The following is a 24,061-nucleotide window of genomic DNA, read 5'->3' on the forward strand; positions in this document are numbered from 1 at the left end:
GACGTACCGGGTGAACCGGGCGTGCCGGGGGTGCGGCATCGGAGGTTCGGACGTCACCGGCGGCATCCCGCCAGCCCTGCCCGGGCGCCCCGGACGGCGTTCACCGCGGTCAGAAGTCCCATCCGTCGTCCTCCGTGGCGTCGGCGGCGGCCTTGGTCGCCTTCGTGGCCTGGGTGAAGGCGTCGCCGGCCATGCCGGCGGTCAGGGTGGCCCCGTCGGCCGGATCGATCAGCAGAAACGATCCGGTGCGCCGGGAGAGCGCATAGGCGTCCACCGGCAGCGGCTCGGCGGTGCGCAACCGCACCCGGCCGATGTCGTTGGCGACCAGCTCCCCGGGCGCGGGATGCAGCGAGAGGTCGTCCAGCGCCAGCCGGGCGGAAATCTCCTGCACGACGGCCTTCACCGTCCGGGTGGTGTGCTTGACCAGCACCCGCCGGCCCACCGTCAGCGGACTGTCGTGCAGATGACAGACCGTGGCGGTGACCTCCCGGGTGGTGGCCGGCGCCGCCGCGGTGGGCGCGATCAGATCACCACGGGCCACGTCCAGATCGTCGGCGAGGCGGACGGTGACCGACTGCGGCGCCCAGGCGGTCTCGACGGCCTGGCCGAGCACGTCCAGGCCGGCGATGGTGGTGGTGCGGCCGGACGGCAGCACGGTCACCTCCTGCCCGACCCGCAGCACCCCGGCGGCGATCTGACCGGCATAGCCCCGGTAGTCGGGATGCTCCGAAGTCTGCGGCCGGATCACGTACTGCACCGGAAACCGGGCCGGCTCGGCGGCCGGATCGTGGCCGACCGGCACGGTCTCCAGATGCTCCAGCACGGTCGGCCCGCTGTACCAGTCCATCCGCGCGCTGGGGGTCACCACGTTGTCCCCGGCCAGCGCCGAGATCGGCACGGCGGTCACCTCCGGCACCCCCAGCGAGGCGGCATAGTCGGCGAACTCGCCGGCGATCGCGGCGAAGACCGGCTCGGCGTAGTCGACCAGGTCCATCTTGTTGACCGCCAGCACCACGTGCGGCACCCGCAGCAGCGCGGCCACCGCGGCGTGCCGGCGGGTCTGCTCCACCACCCCGTGGCGGGCGTCGACCAGGATCACGGTCAGCTCGGCGGTGGAGGCGCCGGTGACCATGTTGCGGGTGTACTGCACGTGGCCGGGGGTGTCGGCCAGGACGAACCGCCGGCGGGGCGTGGCGAAGTAGCGGTAGGCCACGTCGATGGTGATGCCCTGCTCGCGCTCGGCGCGCAGCCCGTCGGTGAGCAGCGCCAGGTCCGGGCCGTCGGCGCCGCGGGCCCGGGAGGCGTGCTCGACGGCCTCCAGCTGGTCGGCCAGCACCGCCTTGGAGTCGTGCAGCAGCCGGCCGACCAGGGTGGACTTGCCGTCGTCCACGCTGCCGGCGGTGGCGAACCGCAGCAGGGAGGTGGGCGCCGGCGGCGCGGCGGCCGCGCCGGCGGCGGGGTCAGAGGTGCCGGTGGTCATCGGTCAGAAGTACCCTTCGCGCTTGCGGTCCTCCATGGCGGCCTCCGAGAGCCGGTCGTCGGCCCGGGTGGCGCCGCGCTCGGTCAGCCGGGAGGCGGCGATCTCGGCGATCACCTGCTCGATGGTGGTGGCCTCGGAGTCGACCGCGCCGGTGCAGGACATGTCGCCCACGGTGCGGTAGCGCACCATCCGCCGCTCCACGGTCTCGCCCTTGCGCGGGCCGCCCCAGGCGCCGGGCGCCAGCCACATGCCGCCTCGGCGGAACACCTCCCGGACGTGGGCGTAGTAGATGGCGGGCAGCTCGATCTTCTCCCGGGCGATGTACTGCCACACGTCCAGCTCGGTCCAGTTCGACAGCGGAAAGACCCGGACGTGTTCGCCGGGGGCGTGCCGGCCGTTGTACAGCTGCCACAGCTCCGGGCGCTGCCGGCGCGGGTCCCAGCCGCCGAACTCGTCGCGCAGGGAGAACACCCGTTCCTTGGCGCGGGCCTTCTCCTCGTCCCGGCGGCCGCCGCCGAAGACCGCGTCGAAGCGGTGGGTGTCGATGGCGTGCAGCAGCGGCACGGTCTGCAGCGGATTGCGGGTGCCGTCCGGGCGTTCGCGCAGCTCGCCGCGGTCGATGAACTCCTGCACCGAGGCCACGTGCAGCCGCAGCCGGTGCTCGGCCACCACCTTGTCCCGGTAGGCGAGCACCTCGGGGAAGTTGTGGCCGGTGTCCACGTGCAGCAGCGCGAACGGCAGCGGAGCCGGCGCGAACGCCTTCAGCGCCAGGTGCAGCATCACGATGGAGTCCTTGCCGCCGGAGAACAGGATCACCGGCCGTTCGAACTCGCCCGCCACCTCGCGGAAGATGTGCACCGCCTCGGACTCCAACACGTCCAGATGGGTCAGTGCGTACGGGTCGGCGGTGTCGGTGCCTTCGGCGATGTCGGCGACGACCGTCATGCTATGCCCCTTTCGCCCCTGTGTGTGGTGGTGTGTATGTCGCGTGTGCGCGCGCCCGCGCGGGACCCGCTCACGCCAGGCCCCTCTCGGAGAGCAGCGCGTGGAGCCTGTCGGCGGACTCCCGGACCGTCTCGGTGTGGGCCTCGATGCGCAGGTCCGGGTCGACCGGGGCCTCGTACGGGTCGTCCACGCCGGTCAGCCCGGAGATCTCCCCCGCGGCCTGCTTGGCGTACAGCCCCTTGACGTCGCGTTCGGAGCACACCTCGACCGGCGTGGCCACGTGCACCTCCAGGTACGCCGTGCCCTCCGCCTGGTGGCGCTTGCGCACCGCCTCGCGGCTGTCGGCGTACGGCGCGATGACCGGGACCAGGACCTTCACGCCGTTGGAGGCGAGCAGTTCGGCGACGAAGCCGATGCGCTGCACGTTGGTGTGGCGGTCCTCCCGGGAGAAGCCCAGCCCGGCGGAGAGGAACTCCCTGATCTCGTCGCCGTCCAGGACCTCCACGCGGTGTCCCTCGCCGCGCAGCCGGTCGGCCAGCGCGTGGGCGATCGTGGTCTTGCCCGCGCTCGGCAGGCCGGTGAGCCAGATCGTGGCTCCCGCGTCCGCCGTGTTCGCGCCGGGGACAGTCGCCCCGCTCATTCGCCGCTCCTCACCTGTCGGGTATCCGGTCTGGGGTTCGTCATCGATGCGTCGTCCGAAGGTGTCCGAAGGTCTCTAAAGGTGCAGTCCGCACTCGGTCTTGCCGCGTCCGGCCCAGCGTCCGGCCCGGGCGTCCTCGCCCTCCAGCACCCGGCGGGTGCAGGGGGCGCAGCCGACGGAGGCGTAACCGTCCATCAGCAGCGGGTTGGTCAGCACGCCGTGCTCGGCGATGTAGGCGTCCACGTCCTCCTGCGTCCAGCGGGCGATCGGCGAGACCTTCACCTTGCCCCGCTTGGCGTCCCAGCCCACGACCGGAGTGTTCGCCCGGGTCGGGGACTCGTCGCGGCGCAGGCCCGTGGCCCAGGCGTCGTACGCCTTCAGCCCCTCCTCCAGCGGCTTGACCTTGCGCAGCGCGCAGCACAGGTCCGGGTCGCGGTCGTGGAGCCGGGGCCCGTACTCGGCGTCCTGCTCGGCGACGGTCTGCCGGGGGGTGAGCGTGATGACGTTGACGTCCATCACCGCCGCCACCGCGTCCCGGGTGCCGATGGTCTCCGGGAAGTGGTAGCCGGTGTCCAGGAAGACCACGTCGACGCCGGGCATCACGCGCGAGGCGAGGTGCGCGACGACCGCGTCCTCCATGGAGGAGGTCACGCAGAAGCGCGGACCGAAGGTCTCGGCGGCCCAGCGCAGGATCTCCGACGCCGGGGCGTCCTCCAGTTCGCGGCCCGCCTTCTCGGCGAGTCGCTGCAGTTCGTCGGCGGTCGGACGCAGGGTGTCCCGCTCGCCCGTGACGGTCATCGTGAGGTCTCCCCTTCGCCGGAGTCGGACCGCAGCCCCTTGGCCAGCAGTCCGAGGAACGAGAGCTTGAAGGCCCGGTTGCAGGACGCGCACTCCCACGCGCCGTGGCCGCTTTCGGACGGCCGCAGGTCCTCGTCGCCGCAGTACGGGCAGTAGAACGGCGCGGCGCGCTCGCTCACTTCAGGGCCCCCTCGTCGGCCCTGGCGGCCCACTGCGCGAAGCGTTCGCCGTCCTGCCGCTCCTCGCGGTAGCGGGTGAGGACGCGCTCGATGTAGTCGGGCAGCTCGGCGGCGGTGACCTTCAGACCGCGGACCTTGCGGCCGAAGGCCGGGTCCAGGCCCAGGGAGCCGCCCAGGTGCACCTGGTAGCCCTCGACCTGCCTGCCGTCGGCGTCGGTGACGAGCTGGCCCTTGAGGCCGATGTCCGCGGTCTGGATGCGGGCGCAGGAGTTGGGGCAGCCGTTGACGTTGATGGTGAGCGGCTCGTCGAAGTCCGGCAGGCGGCGCTCCAGTTCGTCGATGAGGGAGGACGCGCGGCCCTTGGTCTCGACGATGGCCAGCTTGCAGAACTCGATGCCGGTGCAGGCCATGGTGCCGCGCCGGAAGACGGACGGCTCCGTGGTCAGGTCCAGCGCCTCCAGGCCGTCCACCAGGGACTCCACCCGGTCCTCGGTCACGTCGAGGATGATCATCTTCTGCTCGGGGGTGGTCCGCACCCGGCCCGAGCCGTGGGCCTCGGCGAGGTCCGCGATCTTGGTGAGGGTGGCGCCGTCGACGCGGCCGACCCGGGGGGCGAAGCCGACGTAGAAGCGGCCGTCCTTCTGGAGGTGGACGCCGATGTGGTCGCGCCAGCGCTGCGCGGGGAACTCGGGCGCGGGGCCGTCGACCAGCTTGCGTCCCAGGTACTCGTCCTCCAGCACCCGGCGGAACTTCTCCGGGCCCCAGTCGGCGACGAGGAACTTCAGCCGGGCGCGGTTGCGCAGCCGGCGGTAGCCGTAGTCGCGGAAGATCGACACGATGCCCTCGTGGACGTCCGGGACGTCCTCCTCGGGCACCCAGGCGCCCAGCCGGACGCCGAACTTGGGGTTGGTGGACAGGCCGCCGCCCACCCACACGTCGAAGCCGGGACCGTGCTCGGGGTGGCGGACGCCCACGAAGGACACGTCGTTGATCTCGTGGGCCACGTCCAGCAGCGGGGAGCCGGAGATCGCCGTCTTGAACTTGCGGGGCAGGTTCGAGTAGGCCGGGTTGCCGACGACGCGGCGCTTGGTCTCCTCCAGCGCGGCGGTGCCGTCGATGATCTCGTCGGAGGCGATCCCGGCGACCGGCGAGCCGAGGAAGGCGCGCGGGGTGTCGCCGCACGCCTCGGTCGTGGACAGCCCCACGGCCTCCAGACGGCGCCAGATCTCCGGGACGTCCTCGATCCGGATCCAGTGGTACTGGATGTTCTGCCGGTCGGTGATGTCGGCGGTGCCGCGGGCGAACTCCTGGGAGATCTCGCCGATGACGCGGAGCTGCTCGGTGGTCAGGCGCCCGCCGTCGACGCGGACGCGCATCATGAAGTACTCGTCCTCCAGCTCCTCCGGCTCCAGGACGGCCGTTCTACCGCCGTCGATGCCGGGGCGGCGCTGGGTGTACAGGCCCCACCAACGCATCCGGCCGCGCAGGTCGTTGGGGTCGATGGAGGCGAAGCCGGTGCGGGAGTAGATCGTCTCAATGCGTGTCCGCACATTGAGACCGTCGTCGTCCTTCTTGAACTGCTCGTTGCCGTTGAGCGGGGTGAAGTGCCCGGCGGCCCACTGGCCCTCGCCACGGTGGCGGCCGGCCTTGCGGCGGGACGGGGCAGCGCTGGCTGGCTTGGCGGTGTCGGCCATGGCGGTGTTCTTGTCCTTCGGCTGGACTCGGCTGCACGGAAGCGGCCCGGGTCCGCACGGAACGCGCGGACGTGCACGGATCCGGGTACGGACGTGAGGCGGGAGGTTCGCTCGCCCTCTGCGGGAGGGGCGGCGGTGTACGGCGGTGCTGGGACTGTCAGCCCGCCGGACAGATGGCGCTGGACATGCGGCCGAGGTCGACGTGCCGCCGACTCACCAAGGCGATTCCAGCTCGAGACATGGCAGAAGAGTCGCACGCGCATCTCGCGGCAGTCCACCGATGTCCGTGATTTGGACAGCAATGTCTCGCTCAGCGAGATGTGTGGTTTCGGTCACAAGTGGGTTTACGGCCCCGACCAGGGGCCCGGAGCGGGGACGGGAGGTCCCCTTCCCGACCGCGGTGTCGGCTCCGTCGGCCCTACGGGAGCCGTGCTTCCCGGGCCCCGCCCTCATGGGGGGCACGGGTCTCGTGGGAGGCACGGGCGGGCGGCGCACGGCGGCCGTCCGTGCCGGACGCGGCACGCCTCAGCCGACCGCCGGACGGGCCCGCTCCACGATCGCGGCCAGGTCCAGGGCGGCCGGCAGGGTGCCGAAGGCCGTGCCCCGCTCGCCGCCCAGCCGGGACGCGCAGAAGGCGTCGGCGACCTCCGGCGGCGCGTGCCGCACCAGCAGCGCGCCCTGGAGCACCAGCACCATCCGCTCGACCGGCCGCCGGGCCCGCGCCTCGATCCCCTCCAGATCGGCCAGCTCGCCCAGCAGGTCCCGGATCGCGCCGTCCAGTCGGTGGTCCGCGCCCCGGGCCCGTCCGATCTCGGAAAGGACGGCGGTCAGCGCCTCCGGGTCCTCGCGCACCACCCGCAGCGCCTCCAGGGCCAGGGCGCCGCCGCTCTCGCCGGCCGGGTCCGGCGGCGCCTCGCGCGGCAGCGGGGGAGTCCCCGGCCCGCCGGCGCAGCCGTCGTCGCCCAGGAGGTCCAGCGCCTCGGCGGCCACCGGCGCGCAGCGCCCGGCCACCCAGTACGCGGCCGCCGGCACCACCGCCCGCAGCAGGGCGCGGTCCCGGTCGGTGCCGCCGTCGCGCGCGGCGGCCAGCCGCAGCGCGAGCGCGGTCGCCGCCTCCGACTCCACCGCCAGGTCGGCCAGCACGTTGCGCGTCGGGCCCTCCTCGCCCGGCGCCCCGTGGTGCGCGGCGTGGTGGACGGCCCGGGTCACCGCCTGCCGCAGCACGGCCGCCGAGCAGGTCACGCGGTCCAGTCGCAGCGTCTCGGTCACCGCCGCGGCGGGACCCCGGTCCTCCCCGCCGATCCGCCGGGCCCGGGCCGTGCCGTCGAACTCCACCTCCGCCGCCGGACCCGGCCACGCCCCGGACCCGTCCGCCGGCCGCCGTGTGCTCGGGCCGTTGCGGGTGCCGTCCGGCAGCGTCCGCGGCGCCAGGAACCAGGCCGGCCCGTCGGCCGTCCGCGCCCGGACCAGGAGGACGTCCGCCGCGGCCGCCGGGCGGAGCCGGCCGCGTCCGGCGAGGACGTGCCCCCTCCCCTCGGCCTCCCTCCCCTCGGCCTCCTCCGTCCCGTCGGGCCCGGGCTCGGCGCGGATGCCGTCCGGCCCCCTCGGCGTGACCACCCCGGCCGCCGGCCGGGCTCCGTCTCCGGTGCCGTCCCCGAGGCCGTGGGCGGGCGGGACCGACGGCAGCGGGACGGCCGCCGCGAGTCCGGGGTCCGCGCGCAGCGCGGCGGCGACCGCGTGCGCCGCCGACAGCGACAGGCCGTGCCCGGGGTCGACCTGCGCCCACACCAGGAGGGCCGCCGTCCGCCCCAGTTCGCCGTCCGGCTCCGGTCGGCCGCCGGCCGATCCGGCCGCCCGCCCCGGCCCGGCCGGCTCGGCGCGGACCTCCGCGGCCCGCCCGGCGTCCGCGTACCGGTCGACGCCCTCGACCAGGGCGCGGTCGGAGGAGAAGACGTCGCAGGCGGTCAGGGGCGCCGGCCCGCCGGCCGGGGTGTGAGTCGCGGAAGACATGCCGGATACGTTAGGGACGTGGAACCAGCCCCGTCATCTCCCAGGCAGTCCGCGAGCACGCTGCGCAGGGCCCGTGCCCTGTACCGCAACGTCCCCAAACGGAAGCTCGCCTGGCTGTTGTTGAAGGACACCGTCAACTCCTGCGTGGAGTACCGGGTCCTGGGGCTGGCCGCGGAGGCCGCCTTCTTCACCCTGCTGTCGCTGCCGCCGCTGCTGCTGGGCCTGATCGGGCTGCTCGGCTACTTCGACGCCTGGATCGGCACCGACACCATCGCCAGCGTCCGCGCCAACATCCTGGAGGCGTCCGCCGCCGTCCTGTCCGAGCGGGGCGTCAGCGAGATCGCGGAGCCGCTGCTCGACGACGTGATCGAGGGCGGGCGGCCCGACGTGATCTCCGTCGGCTTCGCGCTCGCGCTGTGGTCCGGGTCGCGCGCGGTGAACGTCTTCATCGACACCATCACCGTCATGTACGGGCTCGACGGGCACCGCGGCATCGTCGCGACCCGGCTGCTGGCCTTCGGGCTCTACCTGGTGGCGCTGCCCCTGGGCGCGGTTGCGCTGCCGCTGCTGATCGTCGGCCCGGACGCGCTGGTGCAGTGGGTTCCCCCGCTGGAGCCGCTCGTGCCGATCCTCTACTGGCCCGTGGTGGTGCTGGTGTCCATCGCCTTCCTCACCACGCTGTACCACGTCTCGGTGCCCGTCCGCTCGCCGTGGGTGGAGGACGTGCCCGGCTCGCTGGTCGCCCTGCTGATGTGGATCCTGGGCAGCTTCCTGCTGCGCCTCTACCTCACCCGCACGGTGGCGGGCCCGACGCTGTACGGGTCGCTGGCCGCGCCCGTGGCCGTCCTGCTGTGGATCGGCATCTCGGCGTTCGCCGTCCTGGTCGGGGCCGCCGTCAACGCCGCCATCGACCACGTGTGGCCCTCGGTCTCCACCGCCGCCGCCCGTCGTGCCACCGAGCGCGCCCGCGAGCAGGCCGCCGCCGAGGTCGTCGCCGCGGCGGCGGCGCGGCGCGCGATGCGGGACGCCGAGGGCGGCGACGGCGGGGACGACGAGGACGACGACGAGGACGAGGGGACGGGCGAGCCGCCGGCGGAGTTCCCCGAACGCTGGACGAAGTTCCTGCCGCCGGCCGACGTGCGCTCCCGGCTGCGCTCCCGCCGCCGCCACTGACCCGGACACGGCGGACCCGGGGCGTGTGACGCGCCCCGGGCCGTTCGTGGCCGGTCACCCGGCTGCGGTCACCTCCTCCCGCGACCACCGCCGGCCTGGGCGCTCCTGCCGCCCCTGCCGATGGCCAGGAGCGCCAGGCTGAGGAGGATGGCCAGGGCACCGACGATCACGTTGTTGACGATGGTGCGGGTGGTGTCCACCTCCCCTGCGACGACCCAGGGAGAGACGATCATCCACACGCCGATCGCGGCCGGAATCCAGCTCATGCCGTAGGTGCGCTCGTAGGCCGTGGCGAAGGCCAGACCGAGCAGCGCGAGCGTCACACCGCAGACGAGGTTGTTGACGGTCAGCCTGGCGAGCCCGTCGAAGCCCACGATCCACGGGGAGATCGCCAGGTACAGACCGGTCAGCATGGTCAGGGCCTCCAGGCCCCGAGCGGTGGGGGTCGACGCCGCCTGTGCGTAGCGTGCACGCATCTCCACCAGATCAGGGTGTTCTTCGATGCGTGACGTGGGTGCGGCCATCTGAAGCCACCTCCTTGGAGACTCGCTCTCTTATATCCCAATTTTCACCCATTTGCCCTTCTGTGTCTTCCCGAAGAACCGCCCCAAAGGCGACGGCGTGGAAAAGGGGCGGGGGAAGACGCGGAAAAAGGGTGGCGAGGGGAGACGACGCCGTCCTAGGGTCGGCCGCGGAAAGGAGCGCGGGCCGTCCGCGCGCCGTCGAGACCGAGGAGAACGGGAGGTGAGGGCCATGACCGCCGTCGCCGTCGCCGTGGGCGCCGCCCACCGGCACAGGTCCGTCCGTCCCACCTCCGCGGTCTCCGGCTGACCACGCGCCGCCGACACCGGCAGCCCAGCGCGCCGGGACCGCCCTTTCCGAAGGGCCATCCCCCTTGAACGTCTCCGACACCACCCCCGCCTCCGCGCACCCGCTCGCCCTCTACGGCTGGGACGAACGGACCGCCGCGGCCTTCGTCCCCCACGAGCGGCGGGGCCTGCTCCCCGCCCGCGTGGTCCGCGTGGACCGCGGCCGGTGCGAGGCCGTCACCGCCGACGGCACCGTCCGGGCCGACACCGCGCCCGTCGCCGGACCGGACCCGACGCACGGCCCGTGCACCGGCGACTGGGTCGCCCTCGGCCCCGGCGCCGGCGGCCTTCCCGAGGTGCGCGCCGTGCTGCCCCGGCGCACCGCCTTCGTCCGCTCCACCTCCTCCAAGCGCTCCGAGGGACAGGTGCTGGCCGCCAACGTCGACCACGCCGTCGTCGCCGTCTCCCTCGCCGTCCCGCCGGACCTCGGCCGGCTGGAGCGCTTCCTCGCCCTGGCCTGGGAGAGCGGCGCCCGACCGCTGGTCGTCCTCACCAAGGCCGACCTCGCCCCGGACGCCGACCACGCCGTCGCCGACGCCGAGGCGGTGGCGCCGGGCGTGACGGTGCTGCCGGTCAGCGCCCGCACCGGCGAGGGGCTGGACGTGCTGGCCGCCGTGCTCGGCGGCGGCACCGCCGTCCTGCTCGGACAGTCCGGCGTGGGCAAGTCCACCCTCGTCAACGCGCTGGTCGGACAGCAGGTGTTGGCGGTCCGGGAGACCCGGGCGAGCGACGGCAAGGGACGGCACACCACGACCGCCCGCGAGCTGTTCGCCCTGCCCGGCGGCGGCGTCCTCATCGACACCCCCGGACTGCGCGGCGTCGGACTGTGGGACGCCGAGGAAGGGCTCGGCCGGACCTTCTCCGACATCGAGGAGACGGCGCGCGACTGCCGCTTCCGCGACTGCGCGCACACCACCGAGCCGGGGTGTGCCGTCCTCGCCGCCGTCGACGACGGCACCCTGTCCGAACGCCGGTTGGACAGCTACCGCAGGCTGCTGCGGGAGAACCGGTACCTCGCGGCCCGCACCGACGCCCGGCTCCGCTCCGAGCTGCGGCGCGACTGGAAGCGGAAGCAGGCGATCGGCCGCGACGCGATGGAACGCAAGCGCGGCCCGCGGCGGTAGGGGCCGGCCCTGCCGCCGGCGCGCGGACACGAGCGGGGCGACGGTGGCCGGTTGCTACCGTCGCCCCGGACGACGGCGGACGCGCCGCGCCCGGACCGCCCTCCGCGGCATCCGGTTCGACCGAGGAGCACGCACCATGACCGACCCGACCGACGCGCCGACCCCGTTCGGCCCCCGGCAGTTCCAGCTCGTCCTGCTGCGCCGGATGGCCGACTTCCAGCCCGAGAAGGTGCTGGACGCCCTGCGCGAACTGGACGCCGACCGGGCCGAGATGCGCGAGGCCAACCGCCGCTGGCAGGCCATGGTGCGCTCCCCGCGCGCCCGCGGCGCGGTGGCCCGCTACCGCTCGGTGCTCGGCGAGCCCGAGGCCGTGGAGCCCCGCCGCGTGGGCGACCTGGACTGCCGGGCGCTGCGCTGGCCGGTGGCGCTCTGGCCCGACCTGCGCCTGGAGGTGCTGACCGCGCCGGGCGGGGCGGTGTGGAACGAGTGGCTGGTGCGCGCTCCCGGCGCGGCCGGCCCCGACCCGCGCACGGTCGAGGACCTGACGCCCTGGAGCTGCACGGTCGACGAGGTCGCCCGTGCCTTCGCGCCCGCCCGGCCCATGGAGGGCTCGGCCCCCACCCGCTGGCGGCTGGCCTTCACCGCCCCGGACCGGGAGGGCGAACTCCACGACGTGATCGCGGAGTTCACCTGGGGGCTGCTCCAGCGGCTCCCGGAGCACTGACCCCGCCCCCGGCCCGCCCGGCGGCGTCGCCGTCGGGCACCCCGGACGCCGTCACGCCCGGCACCCGGCCGCGCGGGGCCTCGGGCACGGTCCCGGACACCACCGTGGACGGGACGGAGCCGGGAGCGCCCGCCGCCGGCGGTCGGCGGCGGGTCGGGCGGAGGGCGCGGGGGAAGCGGGGCCGGTGGTCACGACGGCACCGCGGGCCGGCCCGACCGGACCAGCCGCAGCCCCGTCTCGACCAGGACCCAGCCCACCCGGTGGCGCACGGCGATCCGGCGCGGACGCGGGCGCGGCCCCGGTGCCGCCGTGGAACGGGCGGCGGCGCGGGCCAGGTGCCGGGCGCGGGCCCGGCGGCGGAGTTCACGGGAGTGCGCCCGGGCCAGGCGCAGGCGGATCTCGGGATGCGGGTCGTGCACGGGTGCCTCCTGGGTTGGTCGGGGCGCGGGCTCAGTTCTCGGCGTTTTCGGCGTCCTTGGCGTTCTCGGCGTCCTCGGCGCGGGGGAAGGCGTGGAGGTGGAAGCGGACGCGTTCGCTCCGCTCGTCGTCCTCGACGGCCCGCTCCCGGTAGTTCTCGATCAGGTCGTGGAGCTTCTCGTTCAGCTCCCCGGCCAGTTCGGGGGTGAGGCGCAGGGTGAAGCTGCTGAGGTCCGCGGCCTGCCGCCACTCCTCGGGCCACTCGTGCATCGTGCCCAGCCAGGTGTTCAGCTCACGGGTGTGCCGGCCGGCCGTCTCGTGCATGAGCAGGGTCAGCGCGCCGCGCACCTCGGGGTCGGGGTGCCGGACGAGCCCTTCGACGTCGTCCAGCCGCGTGCCCCGGTGCGCGGCCCGCCACCAGCGCTCCCGCGCGGTGCCGCGCTCGGTGTCCTCCTCGACGAAGCCGTACGCGGCGAGCCGTCGCAGGTGGTAGCTCGTCGCCCCGCTGGACTCGCCGAGCCGGTCGGCCAGGCGGGACGCCGTGGCGGGGCCGTGTTCGCGCAGCGCGTCGAAGATGCGGATGCGCAGGGGGTGGGCGAGGGCGCGCAGCGAGCGCGGGTCCAGGACGCGGACGGAGTGACGGGGATCGGACATGCCACGACCGTAGAGTTGCAAAGGAATCTTTGCAACGCTTTTTTGCAAAAATTTCTTTGGAAAGTGGCCGCGGTGCGATCGGAAGCCCCCGACGCCGCGCACCACCGCGTCCGATTTCCGCCAGTGGCGGGACGTCCGGCGGCGCACACTGGAGGCGTGATGGACGACGAGAGCAGGTACGAGGCGGTCCGCAGCCGGGACGAGCGGTTCGACGGGGTGTTCTTCACCGGCGTGCTCACCACCGGCATCTACTGCCGCCCGAGCTGTCCGGCCGTGACCCCCAAGCGGCGGAACGTCCGCTTCTTCCCCTCGGCCGCCGCCGCCCAGCGGGCCGGTCTGCGGGCCTGCCGCCGCTGCCGCCCGGACGCCGTGCCCGGCTCGGCGGAGTGGAACGTGCGGGCCGACCTCGTCGGCCGCGCGATGCGGATGATCGCCGACGGGATCGTGGACCGCGAGGGCGTCGAAGGGCTCGCCCGCCGCCTGGGCTACAGCGTCCGCCAGGTCCGCCGCCAGCTCACCGCCGAACTCGGCGCCGGACCGGTGGCCCTGGCCCGCGCGCAGCGGGCGCACACCGCCCGGGTGCTGCTCCAGACCACGACCCTGCCGGTCACCGAGATCGCCTTCGCCTCCGGCTTCGCCAGCGTGCGGCAGTTCAACGACACCATCCGCGAGATCCACGCCCGCACGCCGCGCGAACTGCGCGCCGCCGGCCGCGGCCGGCCGGTCGCCGAGGGCGGGGGAGTGGCCCTGCGGCTCGCCTACCGGGGGCCGTACGCCGCCGGGGAGGTGTTCGCGTTCCTGGGGCGGCGGGCCGTTCCCGGCGTCGAGGAGGTCGTCGGCGAGCCGGGCGCCCGCACCTACCGGCGCACCCTGGCCCTGCCGTACGGGCACGGGATCGCGGAGGTCGAGGAGGCGGGCGGCGATGCGGGAGGCGGTGCGGGCGGGGGCTGGCTGCCGTGCCGGCTGCACCTGACCGACCTGCGGGACCTGACCACGGCCGTCCAGCGGGTGAGGCGGCTGTTCGACCTGGACGCCGACCCCTACGCCGTCGCCGAACGCCTGGGCGCCGACCCGATGGTGGGCCCCCTGGTGCGGCGGCTGCCCGGACTGCGCTCGCCCGGCACGGTCGACCCCCACGAACTGGCGGTGCGCGCCGTGCTCGGCCGGCGGACCACGGCGGGCGCGGCCCGCGCCCTGGCGGGCGCCCTCGTGGCGGCGTACGGCAAGCCGCTGCCCGCGCCCGACGGCGCCCTCACCCACCTCTTCCCCGCCCCCGACAACCTCGCCGAGGCACCCCTGGCCGAACTGGACGTGCCCGAGAGCCGGCGCCGGACGATCCGCGAGGTCGCCGGGGCCCTCGCCGACGGCACCGTCGTCCTCGACCCCGGTGCCGACCGTGAGGAGGCCGAGCGGGCGCTGCTCGCGCTGCCCGGCGTCGACCCGTGGACGGCGGGCTGGGTCCGGATGCGCGCGCTGGGCGACCCGGACGTCTTCCTGCCCTGCGACGCGGACCTCCGGCACGGGCCGGCGCGGCCCGCGGACGCGGCGGAGCGCGCCGAGGGCTGGCGACCCTGGCGCTCCTACGCCCTGCACCACCTGTGGAACGCGGCGTCCCGACGCCCGCAGACCCCACCGGACCCCCGGAACACCACGACCCCGGAGACGCGATGAGCACCCTGTACACCATCCACCCCAGCCCGCTGGGCGACCTGCTGATCGCGGGCCCCGAGCCCGGCGCGCTGTCCTCGATCACCGTGCCCGGCCAGAAGGGCGGTGCCCGGGTGCTGCCCGACTGGCGGCGCGACGACGCCGCCTTCGCCGAGGCGACCCGGCAGCTCGACGCCTACTTCGCCGGGGAGGCGAAGGAGTTCGACCTCACCCTGGCCACCCGGGGCTCGGAGTTCCGCGAGCGGGTCTGGGCGGCCCTGGACCGCATCCCCTACGGCAGCACCGTCACCTACGGCGAGTTGACCGCCATGGCGGGTCTGGAGCCGCGGTCGGTGCGGGCCGTCGGGGGCGCGGTCGGCTCCAACCCGCTGATGGTGGTGCGTCCCTGTCACCGCGTCATCGGCGCGAACGGCTCGCTGACCGGGTACGCGGGCGGACTGGACCGCAAGCGGCACCTGCTCGCCCTCGAAGGGGTGCTCTGACGCCCGGCCCCAAGGCGCCCCGGACACGCGGAACGTGGCCGGGGTGACCGGTCCGGCGCGGGCGTGGACAATCGGGGGCATGAGCCGACAGGGGGAGAACGCGGGCGGGTCCGACTGGTGGGGCCGGCTCTACGACGAGGACGCGCCGGACACCGGCCGCGCGCCGGCGGACGACAGCGTCGACGAACGCTTCGACTCCGCCGCCGGCACGGTCGGCGTGGGCCGGTCCCCGGCGCCGGCGCCGCGGGAGGCGGCCGGGACCGCCGAAGCCCCCGCGGGCCCCGAGCCCTCCGGAGGCACCGAGCCCCCCGCGGCCCCCGCCGTCCCCGTCCCCGACTTCGTGGGCGACCGTCCCCCCGGCTACGAGTCCGAGCCGACCGCCCTGCCCGCCGCCGACCCCGACGAACTGGCCGACCTGACGCCGGACACCGTGCTGGAGGGGGCCCGGTACGGGTCCTTCACCCTGCGCGCCGTCTCCCTGCGCGGCGACTCGTCCCGCTACCGGGGCGAGCCGCGCCGCGACGCCCTGCTCACCGCCCGCTTCGGCAGCGGCGAGGACGCGCTGGTGCTCGTCGCCGTCGCCGCCGGCGCCCGCACCGCCATCGAGGCGCACCGGGCCGCGCGGGAGATATGCCGGTGGGTGGGGTCGGCCGTCGGGCACAGCCACGCCCGGCTGGCCGAGGACATCCGCGCCGCCCGTCGGGGCGATCTGAAGTCGGGCCTGCACCGGCTGATGGGCCGCGGCTACGGCCGGCTGCGCGCCCGTGCGGCCGAACTGGGCCTGGAGGCCGAGGAGTACACCGCCGACCTGCGCTGTCTGCTGCTGTCCGCCGACCCCGAGTGCCGTGTCCGGGTGTTCTTCGGGGTGGGCGACGGCGGCCTGTTCCGGCTGCGGGACGGGACGTGGCAGGACATCGATCCCGGCGGCCGGGGGACGGGGGCGGAGCGGGGAACCCGTCCCGAGGAGTCCGGGGGCGGCCTCGTCCCCGACCCCGGGCCCGCGCCCGCGATGCCCGGGCCGTTCCGTTTCCGGGCCTCCGTCGCCCGCCCGGGCGACACCCTGCTGCTGTGCAGCGCGGGCCTGGCCGGTCCGATGCGGGACGAGCGCGCCTTCGCCGACCGGCTGGCCGAGCGCTGGGTGGACCGCGAACCCCCCGGGTTGGCCGCTTTCCTGGTGGACGCTCGGCTGAGGGTCGAGGGCCACGCCGACGACCGCACGGCCGCCGCGGTCTGGGAGCACTGACCCGCGGCGGGCCGGCCGGCGACGGACCCGCGCCCCGAACACGCCCCGACCCGCACGCCCCCCGAACGCGGCTCGCCCCGGTCCGCGGGGCGCGGACCGGGGCGAAGCGAACGGCCGGAGTGTCCACCGGCCTCGTCGACTAGCCGAACTGCTTCTCGATCGCGGCGAGTTTGGCCTCCAGCGAGTCCAGCCGCGGGCTGGTGAGGCTCTCGTCCGAATCGAACGAGCCTCCGGGGCGCGGCGGTTCGACCTTGCGCAGCCCGTCCGCGCCGACCCCGCCGCCGGAGTCGTCCGAGGCCGCCTGGAGCGCGGCGCGCGGCCGGTTGGGCTGCGGAGCGCTCGCGCCGCGCTCCAACTCCACCTGGGGACCGTCGTCCTGATGCGGCAGCCGGCCGCGGCTGATCGCCCGCAGTCGGGCCCGCTCCAGCTTCTTCTGCTCACGGGCGCGGGCGCGCTCCTGCTCCTTGCGGCGCCGCTCCTCGCGGACCTCGTCGACCGCCTCGTCCAGCGTCCGCACGCCCTCCAGGAGCATCAACGACCAGGCGGCGTAGGTCTCGCGGGGCGCGCGCAGCCACCGCACGACCCGGATCTGCGGCAGCGGACGCGGCACCAGTCCCTGCTCGCGCAGGGCGGAGCGGCGGGTCTGCTTCAGAGCCCGGTCGAAGAGGATCGCCGACGCGATCGACATGCCGGCGAAGAACTGCGGGGCGCCGGCGTGCTCGTCGCCGCGCGGGGCGTGCACCCAGTTGAACCACGCCGCGGCACCCGCGAACAGCCAGACCAGCAGCCGGGAACCGAGGGAGGCGTCACCGTTGCTGGCCTCGCGGACCGCGATGACGGCGGAGAACATCGCCGCGCCGTCCAGTCCGAAGGGAACCAGGTACTCCCAGCCGCCGGAGAGTCCCAGGTTCTCCCGGCCGAAGCCGACCAGGCCGCGGAAGGAGAGGGCGGCGGCGACTCCCGCGCAGCAGAACAGCAGGACGTAGGAGGCGATGGCGTAGATCCCCTCCTTGCGGCGCCGCCGCTCCTCCATGCGCTCCCAGGAGTCCGCGTTCTCTTCCTCGTTTCGGTGGCGTCCGTTTCCGCGGCCCATCAACACGACCGCTACCAGGGCGCCGAGGAGCAGTACGGCGCCCGGCAGCACCCAGTTCATCGATATGTCCGTCAGTCTCATCCGGGGGTGTCCCTTGCCTGGCGGCATGCCGTGTGGACCGGCCCCGCCGTGCTCGCATTGGCTTCGTTGACGCGCAGCATCCTGGCGGAAAACACAGTGTGTGGCAGGCCCTTTGGGCCCAAGAAACCGCCATGGGTGGCCAGAACGTGCGAACAGGAGTGTAGCGAGCCGAATCTACTGACGATATCCGGTCGGGTGATCGAAACCGACGGGTTACAGAAGCGGTCAGGCGGCGGCCGATCCGCTCAGGCGCTTGACACGGTCGGCGTCGCACGTCCGCGGGCAGGTGACACAGGTGTCCTGCGGGCGCAGCGTGTAGAACATGCAGCAACTCGCCCTGTCCCGGGTGGAGAACGTCTCGCCGTTCGGCCCGGCCAGCTTCCGGAAGCCCGCGCCCCGCGGGTAGGGGGCGACGGAGCCCGGCAGCAGCAGCTCCGCCTCGGCCATCGCCCGCCGCTCCTCGCCCAGCAGGTGGCCGACGTACCACAGGCCCTCGGTGATCTCGTCCGTCGCCATGCCCCACAGCGCGCGCGGCCCGCGGCGCATGCGCGGCCGGAAGGCGTCCAGGATCGGGGCGAGGTGGTCGGCGACGGACTCGCGCACGGCCGCCCGCAGCGCCTCCTCGTCCGGCACGACGCGGGCGCCGGGCAGCCGGCGGGCCGGGTCCCCGGGCAGGCAGGAGAACTCCTCGATCCGCACGGTCATCCGCCCCGACGCGCGGTCGTAGGACACCGCGTCCACCGGAACGCGCGGCACCCGACGGTGCAGGAACCAGGGGACGGTGACCAGCAGACAGGCGGCCCAGGCGTAGCGGTGGAGCCCGAAGCTGGCGACCACGTCCGGACGGGCCCGCTCCCCGTAGTCGCGCCGCACCTGCTCGTCGTCCCAGGCCAGGAAGGCGTCCAGGGCGGCTCCGCCCTCGGCCAGCTCCGCGGCCGGCACCCAGCCGCCGCCGCGCGGCAGCTCCGTTCCGCTCGTGGCCTCGGTGACCCGCAGACTCGGCAGGACTTCGGCCAGCCGGGAGTAGGCCGCGGCGAAGGGCGACGCGGCGGACGCCGTCGGCGCCGGAGCGAGGGTGCGCATGGGCATGCGGGTACCACCGAATCGAGGTCGTCAGCAGGTAAGGCTTACCTTACCGTAGTGGACCTTGGGTGGTTCCGCTGCCCGGCGTCCGGGTGACGCACGTCGCCCCGAGGGGCGCCGGCCGGGTCCGGGCGGGATCCGGGGGGAGGTCGGAGCGCGGTCAGGCGGCGGGCTCGGGCAGGTCCTCGGAGAGGTCCAGCCGCTCGGCCAACCAGGTCGGCACCCCGCCCAGCAGGCGGAACAGCCGCCGCGCCTCGGCCCGCAGCCGCTCCGCCTCCGGCTCCGGCTGGACCTCCGCCAGGGACACCAGGGCCGGGGCCATGCCCACCAGGTAGCCCAGCTCCTCGCGCAGCCGCAGCGACTCCGCGAAGCCGTGCCGGGCCTCGGCCGTCTCGCCGCCGCGCAGGGCGAGCCCGGCCAGGTGCCGCCAGGTGAAGGAGCACAGCAGGAGGTCGCCGTGCGAGGTCGCCGCCGCGTGCGCCCGGCGGTACGCCGCCCGCGCCGACTGGGGGCTCTCGCCGAAGTGCTCGGCCATCAGACCGCGCCGGAAGTCCAGCAGCGCCCGCCGGTGAGAGGTGGGCGGCAGCAGCGCCGCGGCCCGCCCCAGCGCGGCGCGGGCCTCGTCGGCCCGGTCGCGGACGCCCAGCACCGAGGAGGCGTACGCCAGGTGCCCGCGCTCACAGGCGGCCGCGCCGCGCTCCTCGTCCGTGCCCGCCAGGGCCTCCGCCGCGCGCAGCGCCTCCTCGGCGCGCTCCCAGCCGTCCCCGGTGAACATGCACGACTCGCCCAGCAGGGCCGCCCGCCGCAGCGCGGCGCCGGCGTCCTCGCGCTCGACGTGCGGCTCCAGCAGCGCCGCCGCGTCCTCCCAGCAGCCGCGCGACCTCAAGCGCCACACCGCGTGGTCGAGGGGATCGTCACCCGCCCCACCGCTCGAACCGACCGGCCGTACCGAACGTGACATGGCGGTCTCCGCCACAGTGCCCTCCCCAAGCGCGCCGTCGAGCCGGATGTGAGCGAATCTCAGCACGAACCGTAGCGTCCGCCAAGGGCAAAGTGTGAACGGTTTCACAATCTTGGTTCGCTCTTGGTGTGGTAGAGGAGGCCGCCCGTCACGCGCGCCCCCGCCCGCCGGCCGCGGCGTCCGGGCGCGGGCGCGGGCGCCGGTCACCGGCCGGCCGGATCGCCGTGCGCGCCGTCGCCGGGGGCGAGCAGCGCCAGACGGCCCCCTTCGTCCAGTGGGGTGGGGAGGGTCGGGCGTGCCCGCTCGACGCCGCTGTCGGCGTCGAACAGGTGGACCTCGCCGTGCCCGCCCCGGGAGACCGCCACCCACGGCGCGCCCGGGGAGGCGGCGACGGCCCGCCGCTGCACCCCGTCCCAGGGCGTCCCCCCGGGCCGCGGCGCGCCCTCCATCGGCGGCAGCGGCACCCGGGCCGTGACCCGCGGACGTTCCGTCCCGGAGAGGTCGGTGGTCAGGAGCACCAGTTCGTCGCCGTCCGGGTGGCAGCGGGCGAACGCCACGCGGCGCTCGGCGATCGCCATCCGGAACACCAGCCCCTCGCCCAGTTCCACCCGGCCGGTGCGGCCGGTGTCCAGGTGGTGCCACCAGGCGTCGTTGGTCCAGGCGGGCCAGTCGGCGGGGTCCGCCGGGCCGCCGCGCAGGCAGGACCACAGCAGCCGGCGGCGCGGGTCGATCCGCAGGAAGTGGCCGCGTCCCCCGGCGCGGCCGTCCGCCGCCCACGGCAGCGGCGGCTCGGTCACCAGCCGGTCGCCCGCCCGGCGCGCCCGGTGCACCCCGGAGCCGGTGGCGGCGAACAGCCGTCCGGTGACCGGGTCGTGGGCGTCGCCGTGCCCGTCGTCGGGCAGGGGGAGGCGCGCGTACGGCTCGACGACGGGACAGCCCGGTCCGGCGGCGAGCAGGTCGGCGTGGCGGTGGACGTCCCACGAGCCCGGCTCGCGGTGCCGCACGACGGCCAGGGGGCCCTCCGTCGGGCCGTCGCCCGCCGGGAGGGTCGCGCCCGGCTCGCCCACCCGGGTGCGCACCCGCACGGCGTGCGGTCCGCCCGCCGCGGCCAGGTCCACGGCGGTCAGCAGGTCGCTCCACGGCTCCTCGGCGCGGCCCAGGCCGGTGGTGACCACCACGTGCCGCCCGGTCGGGTCGGCGGCCAGGTGTTCGGCGGGGACGGCCACCGGCACCGTGGCGACGACGGGCTCCCCGCCGCGTGCCGCCTCGAACGGGGCGAGCACCACCAGCTCGCCCGCCCGGTCGTCCACGAACGCCACCCGGTCGCCGGGCAGGGCCAGGAAGCCCGCGTGCTCGGACACGTGGCGGTCCGTCAGGTGGGCGAGCGGCCTGCCCTCCGGGAGGGCGAGGAGGTGGACGGCGCCGGCGACGTGATCGGCGGCCAGGAGCACGGGCGAGGCGGTCATGGGCGGAGAACCTTCGAAGCGGGCGGAACCGTAACTGGTTTTGATAACGATTATCGTGTGAGAATTCGGTGCCGGGTGCCCGGGACCCGTGCCGTGCCCGCGATACCGCTCACCGCCCGGGAGTCGAGAAGTCTGGGAGTCACCGATGACACGTCCACCGACCCGCACCGCCCGCCGCCTTCGGGCCGTCGCCGTGCCGGCCCTGCTGGGAGTCCTCCTCGCCGGATGCGGCGCCGGCGGGAAGCCGGAGTCCGACGGGGAGAACACCGGCGCCGGACCGAGGACCGAGGTCACGGTCGAGCCCATCGAGCCCGCGCGGAGGGTCACCGGTCCCGACGGCGTCACCGTCGCCACCGACGCCGAACCCCGGCGCGTCGTCTGCCTGGTGGCCCTCTGCGACGACATGCTGACCGAGCTCGGCATGGTCCCCGTCGCCACCAACTCCGCCCTGCTCGCCCACCCGGACTTCCTCGGGCCGAAGAAGGCGAAGGAGGTCCCGGTGATACCCGGCGGCTTCCTGGCCCCCGAGACCGAGGCGATCCTCTCCCACGAGCCGGACCTGGTGATCGGCCTGGGCGACACCCACGGCAAGCTCGCCCCCGCCCTGGAGGGCGCCACCGTCTTCTGGCCCGTCCAGCCCGAGAACTGGCAGGACAGCGTCGGCTACCTGCGCGCCCTGGCCGCCCTCACCGGACGCACCGAACAGGGCGAGGCGGCCGAGAAACGCTTCCGCGCCACCCTGGCGAAGGCCGAGGAGCGGCGGAGCGGGAAGACCGCGCTGATCGTCTACGGCAGCGACGAGAACTTCGGCGTCGCCACCCCCGGCACCGACGTGGCCGCCGGGCTCTTCCCCAAGATCTCCCACTACCCGTGGAAGTCCCGCGGCGTGGAGGGCTCCTACAGCCTGGAGGAGATCCTCGCCCGCGACGTCGACGTGATCTTCGCCGAGACCCTCTCCTTCGGCGAGAGCGACGGAAAGCTCTCCGAGAAGCTCGCCGACAACCCCCTGTGGTCGAGGATTCCCGCCGTGGAGAACGGCGCCGTGCACGAGGTGGACTCCGAGGTCTGGGCCAAGGGGCGCGGCACCCGCTCGCTGGGCATCGTCCTCGACGAGGCCACGGCCGCGCTGCGGTGAGCGCCGGTCGTCAGTGGGCCGCCCTCGCCCTGCTGCTGGCGGCGGCCTCCGTGTGCGCGCTGTGCCTGGGCACCCCGGTCCTGGCGCCGTGGGAACTGCCCGCCGCGCTGACGGGCGGAGGCGGCGGAGAGGCGAGCCTCGCGGGCGTGGTCGTCACCGAACTGCGGCTGCCCCGGCTGGTGTCGGGCCTGCTCGCCGGGGCCTGCCTGGGCGCGGCCGGACTCGTCCTCCAGGAGGCGCTGCGCAATCCCCTGGCCGTCCCCGAGATGCTCGGCGTCTCCTCCGGGGCCGCCCTGGGCGTGGCCGCGCCCCTGGTGCTGAGCCTGGCCGTGCCGGCGTTCCTCCAGCCGGTGCTCGCGCTGGCGGGCGCGGCGCTCGGCGGCGCGCTCACCCTGCTGGCGGCCGGGTTCGGACGCAGCCCCTCGGCCGTCCTGCTCACCGGGGCCGCGGTCGCCGCCGCCCTCCAGGCCGCGCTGCTGGTGCTGATGGTGCTCGCCGACCAGCTCGACCTCCAGCTCGTCTACCGCTACCTGCTGGGCAGCCTGTCGGCCCGCACCTGGGACGACGTGGCCGGCCTGGGGCCGTGGCTGCTGCTCGCGGTGCCCGCGCTGGTGCTGTGCGCGCCCGTGCTCGCCGTCCTGCGGCTGGGCGACGACGACGCCCGCGCGCTGGGGGTGCGGGTACGGCGGGCCCGGTTGGCCGCGCTGGCCGTCGCCGTGGTGCTGATCGCCCCCGTGGTGGCGGTGTGCGGCCCGGTCGCCTGGGTCGGGTTCCTCGCCCCGCATCTGGCCCGGCGGCTGCTGCCGGACGCCGGTGCCGTGCGGTGGCTGGCGCCGTCCGCCGCCTGGGGAGCGGCGGCCGTCGTCTGCGCCGACCTCCCGGCGCGGCTGGCCCTGGCCCCGGTCGAGACCCCGGTGGGCGCCTGGACGGCGCTGCTGGGCGTTCCGGCGGGCGTGGCCCTGCTGCGCACCGGGCGCCGGCGCGCGGACCCGCCCTCGGGCGGGCCGCCGGACAGGGCGTCGGGCGGGGCGTCGGGCGGGGCGTCGGGCGGGGTGTCGGGGCCGGAACGGCGGATCGGGACGGAGGTGGCACGGTGAGCGCGCTCACCGCCGGCGTCGGCGCGCGGCCGGGACGGCGCCTGGTGCTGCTGCTGGCGCTCGTGGCCGTCGTGGCCTGCGCCGACCTCCTCGCCGGACGCTCCCCGACACCCTCCGGGGTGGGGGAGGTGCTGCTGGGCGGGGGCGACCCCACCGCCCGCCACGTGGTGCTCCGGCTCCGTCTGCCCCGGCTGCTGGTGGCGCTGGTCGCCGGGGCCTGCCTCGGCGTGGCGGGGCTGGTCCTGCAGTCGGCCCTGCGCAATCCCCTGGCCGGGCCGGAGGTCACCGGCGTCACCCCGGGCGCCGTCCTCGGGGCCGTCGCCGCGACCGGGTTCGGCCTGGCGGGCCGGGGGTCTCCCACGGCCGTGGTGGTCGCCGCGACCCTGGGCGGCTTCGTCGGGGCGGGGCTGCTGTGGCTGCTCGCCGGACGCGAGCGGGGCGACCCCGCCGCGACCGCCGTCCACGGAGTGCTGGTCTCGGCCGTCCTGACCGGGCTCACCGCGATGGTCCTGCTGGTCGCGCCGGGGGAGTTGGGCAGCGTCGTGCAGTGGCTGATCGGCACCACCGAGGGCCGGGTCTGGCAGCACTGGCACCTGCTGTGGCCCTGGGCGCTGGCCTGGACGGCGGCCGCGTGGTGCCTGGCCGGGCCGCTGACGCTGCTGCGCTGCGGCGACGAACAGGCCGCGGCGGCCGGACTCGCCCCGGGGCGGGCCCGCGCGGCGGCGCTGGTGTGCGCGGTGGCGCTGACGGCCGGGGCCGTGGCGGCCGTCGGAGCGCTCGGCTTCGTCGGCCTGCTGGTGCCGCACCTGGCGCTCGCCGTCACCGGGGCCGACCTGCGGCTCACCCTGCCGTGCGCCGCGCTCACCGGCGCGGCGGTCGTCTGCGGGGCCGACGCCGCCGCCCAGGCGCTCTCCCGGCTGCTCGCGCAGGCCCTCGACGCCGAGCGGCTCACCCTGCCCGTCGGCGCGCTGACCACCTGTCTGGGCGCGGCCCTGCTGCTGTTCGTGGTGCGCCGCGCGCCCGGCCACACCCACTGAGAGGCACG

24 protein-coding genes are annotated in these 24,061 nt (G+C 75.4%); 9 read left to right on the forward strand and 15 right to left on the reverse strand.

Features of this window, described 5'->3' with window-relative positions:
• Nucleotides 1–109: 109 nt before the first annotated feature.
• The 8 genes from ABD335_RS18345 to ABD335_RS18380 all read right to left on the reverse strand — a co-directional run bounded on the left by ABD335_RS18345 (nucleotide 110) and on the right by ABD335_RS18380 (nucleotide 7,746).
• The gene (locus ABD335_RS18345; protein WP_344324308.1) at nucleotides 110–1,480 is read right to left on the reverse strand and encodes a sulfate adenylyltransferase subunit 1; all 1,371 of its coding nucleotides are present in this window, start codon (nucleotides 1,478–1,480) and stop codon (nucleotides 110–112) included.
• A gap of 3 nt (nucleotides 1,481–1,483) precedes the next feature.
• Complete coding sequence (cysD, locus tag ABD335_RS18350) at nucleotides 1,484–2,425, reverse strand: sulfate adenylyltransferase subunit CysD (RefSeq protein WP_344324311.1); 942 nt, start codon at nucleotides 2,423–2,425, stop codon at nucleotides 1,484–1,486.
• 70 nt (nucleotides 2,426–2,495) lie between these two features.
• The gene (gene cysC, locus ABD335_RS18355; RefSeq protein ID WP_344324315.1) at nucleotides 2,496–3,065 is read right to left on the reverse strand and encodes an adenylyl-sulfate kinase; all 570 of its coding nucleotides are present in this window, start codon (nucleotides 3,063–3,065) and stop codon (nucleotides 2,496–2,498) included.
• A 75-nt stretch (nucleotides 3,066–3,140) separates the two neighbouring features.
• Nucleotides 3,141–3,863, reverse strand: a complete 723-nt coding sequence (locus tag ABD335_RS18360; protein ID WP_344324318.1) for a phosphoadenylyl-sulfate reductase — start codon at nucleotides 3,861–3,863, stop codon at nucleotides 3,141–3,143.
• The gene (locus tag ABD335_RS18365; protein WP_344324321.1) at nucleotides 3,860–4,042 is read right to left on the reverse strand and encodes a hypothetical protein; all 183 of its coding nucleotides are present in this window, start codon (nucleotides 4,040–4,042) and stop codon (nucleotides 3,860–3,862) included. The genes ABD335_RS18360 and ABD335_RS18365 overlap by 4 nt, the downstream gene beginning before the upstream one ends.
• The gene (locus ABD335_RS18370) at nucleotides 4,039–5,736 is read right to left on the reverse strand and encodes a nitrite/sulfite reductase (protein ID WP_344324324.1); all 1,698 of its coding nucleotides are present in this window, start codon (nucleotides 5,734–5,736) and stop codon (nucleotides 4,039–4,041) included. The genes ABD335_RS18365 and ABD335_RS18370 overlap by 4 nt, the downstream gene beginning before the upstream one ends.
• Nucleotides 5,737–5,893: 157 nt before the next feature.
• A complete protein-coding gene (locus ABD335_RS18375; RefSeq protein WP_309471194.1) occupies nucleotides 5,894–5,977 on the reverse strand; it encodes a putative leader peptide in 84 nt (27 codons plus the stop codon).
• A gap of 284 nt (nucleotides 5,978–6,261) precedes the next feature.
• Nucleotides 6,262–7,746, reverse strand: a complete 1,485-nt coding sequence (locus ABD335_RS18380; protein ID WP_344324327.1) for an acyl-CoA dehydrogenase family protein — start codon at nucleotides 7,744–7,746, stop codon at nucleotides 6,262–6,264.
• Between the two features lie 18 nt (nucleotides 7,747–7,764).
• Here ABD335_RS18380 and ABD335_RS18385 point away from each other — a divergent pair, with 18 nt between their 5' ends.
• On the forward strand, nucleotides 7,765–8,919 hold the full coding sequence (locus tag ABD335_RS18385; protein WP_344324330.1) for a YihY/virulence factor BrkB family protein: 1,155 nt from the start codon (nucleotides 7,765–7,767) through the stop codon (nucleotides 8,917–8,919).
• A gap of 68 nt (nucleotides 8,920–8,987) precedes the next feature.
• Here ABD335_RS18385 and ABD335_RS18390 read toward each other — a convergent pair whose 3' ends face one another.
• Nucleotides 8,988–9,443, reverse strand: coding sequence for an SPW repeat protein (locus ABD335_RS18390; protein ID WP_344324333.1), 456 nt, complete (start codon nucleotides 9,441–9,443; stop codon nucleotides 8,988–8,990).
• A 371-nt stretch (nucleotides 9,444–9,814) separates the two neighbouring features.
• On the opposite strand from ABD335_RS18390, the gene rsgA reads away from it, so the two are divergent.
• Entirely contained in the window at nucleotides 9,815–10,912 is a 1,098-nt protein-coding gene (gene rsgA, locus ABD335_RS18395; RefSeq protein ID WP_344324336.1) for a ribosome small subunit-dependent GTPase A, read from the forward strand.
• A 136-nt stretch (nucleotides 10,913–11,048) separates the two neighbouring features.
• Nucleotides 11,049–11,636, forward strand: a complete 588-nt coding sequence (locus ABD335_RS18400; protein ID WP_344324339.1) for a hypothetical protein — start codon at nucleotides 11,049–11,051, stop codon at nucleotides 11,634–11,636.
• A 188-nt stretch (nucleotides 11,637–11,824) separates the two neighbouring features.
• Here ABD335_RS18400 and ABD335_RS18405 read toward each other — a convergent pair whose 3' ends face one another.
• On the reverse strand, nucleotides 11,825–12,055 hold the full coding sequence (locus ABD335_RS18405) for a hypothetical protein (protein ID WP_344324342.1): 231 nt from the start codon (nucleotides 12,053–12,055) through the stop codon (nucleotides 11,825–11,827).
• A 31-nt stretch (nucleotides 12,056–12,086) separates the two neighbouring features.
• Entirely contained in the window at nucleotides 12,087–12,707 is a 621-nt protein-coding gene (locus ABD335_RS18410) for a helix-turn-helix domain-containing protein (protein WP_344324345.1), read from the reverse strand.
• A 159-nt stretch (nucleotides 12,708–12,866) separates the two neighbouring features.
• Here ABD335_RS18410 and ABD335_RS18415 point away from each other — a divergent pair, with 159 nt between their 5' ends.
• The 3 genes from ABD335_RS18415 (at nucleotide 12,867) to ABD335_RS18425 (ending at nucleotide 16,100) form a co-directional block, all read left to right on the forward strand.
• Nucleotides 12,867–14,378, forward strand: coding sequence for a DNA-3-methyladenine glycosylase 2 family protein (locus tag ABD335_RS18415; protein WP_344324725.1), 1,512 nt, complete (start codon nucleotides 12,867–12,869; stop codon nucleotides 14,376–14,378).
• Nucleotides 14,375–14,857 (forward strand): methylated-DNA--[protein]-cysteine S-methyltransferase, encoded by a 483-nt coding sequence (locus ABD335_RS18420; protein ID WP_344324348.1) that lies wholly within the window; start codon nucleotides 14,375–14,377, stop codon nucleotides 14,855–14,857. The genes ABD335_RS18415 and ABD335_RS18420 overlap by 4 nt, the downstream gene beginning before the upstream one ends.
• A gap of 79 nt (nucleotides 14,858–14,936) precedes the next feature.
• Nucleotides 14,937–16,100: a protein phosphatase 2C domain-containing protein gene (locus ABD335_RS18425; protein ID WP_344324351.1), complete on the forward strand. Its 1,164-nt coding sequence runs from the start codon at nucleotides 14,937–14,939 to the stop codon at nucleotides 16,098–16,100.
• Between the two features lie 139 nt (nucleotides 16,101–16,239).
• Here the strand turns inward: ABD335_RS18425 and ABD335_RS18430 are convergent, their stop codons facing one another.
• From ABD335_RS18430 to ABD335_RS18445, 4 genes are all read right to left on the reverse strand, one after another.
• Nucleotides 16,240–17,274, reverse strand: coding sequence for a DUF2637 domain-containing protein (locus ABD335_RS18430; RefSeq protein ID WP_344324354.1), 1,035 nt, complete (start codon nucleotides 17,272–17,274; stop codon nucleotides 16,240–16,242).
• 225 nt (nucleotides 17,275–17,499) lie between these two features.
• Entirely contained in the window at nucleotides 17,500–18,363 is an 864-nt protein-coding gene (locus ABD335_RS18435) for a (2Fe-2S)-binding protein (protein WP_344324357.1), read from the reverse strand.
• Nucleotides 18,364–18,517: 154 nt separating this feature from the next.
• A complete protein-coding gene (locus ABD335_RS18440; protein WP_344324359.1) occupies nucleotides 18,518–19,318 on the reverse strand; it encodes a hypothetical protein in 801 nt (266 codons plus the stop codon).
• Nucleotides 19,319–19,521: 203 nt separating this feature from the next.
• Nucleotides 19,522–20,784 (reverse strand): hypothetical protein, encoded by a 1,263-nt coding sequence (locus ABD335_RS18445; protein WP_344324363.1) that lies wholly within the window; start codon nucleotides 20,782–20,784, stop codon nucleotides 19,522–19,524.
• A gap of 145 nt (nucleotides 20,785–20,929) precedes the next feature.
• Here ABD335_RS18445 and ABD335_RS18450 point away from each other — a divergent pair, with 145 nt between their 5' ends.
• Genes ABD335_RS18450 through ABD335_RS18460 form a run of 3 tightly spaced genes read left to right on the forward strand, consistent with a single transcriptional unit; the run spans nucleotide 20,930 to nucleotide 24,053 of the window.
• The gene (locus tag ABD335_RS18450) at nucleotides 20,930–21,919 is read left to right on the forward strand and encodes an ABC transporter substrate-binding protein (RefSeq protein WP_344324366.1); all 990 of its coding nucleotides are present in this window, start codon (nucleotides 20,930–20,932) and stop codon (nucleotides 21,917–21,919) included.
• On the forward strand, nucleotides 21,916–23,016 hold the full coding sequence (locus ABD335_RS18455; protein WP_344324369.1) for a FecCD family ABC transporter permease: 1,101 nt from the start codon (nucleotides 21,916–21,918) through the stop codon (nucleotides 23,014–23,016). The genes ABD335_RS18450 and ABD335_RS18455 overlap by 4 nt, the downstream gene beginning before the upstream one ends.
• Nucleotides 23,013–24,053 (forward strand): FecCD family ABC transporter permease, encoded by a 1,041-nt coding sequence (locus ABD335_RS18460; protein ID WP_425583668.1) that lies wholly within the window; start codon nucleotides 23,013–23,015, stop codon nucleotides 24,051–24,053. Before ABD335_RS18455 ends, ABD335_RS18460 begins: the two co-directional genes overlap by 4 nt.
• Nucleotides 24,054–24,061 lie beyond the last annotated feature (8 nt).

The sequence above is a fragment of the Streptomyces macrosporus genome (assembly GCF_039533145.1).
Lineage (GTDB): Bacteria > Actinomycetota > Actinomycetes > Streptomycetales > Streptomycetaceae > Streptomyces > Streptomyces macrosporus.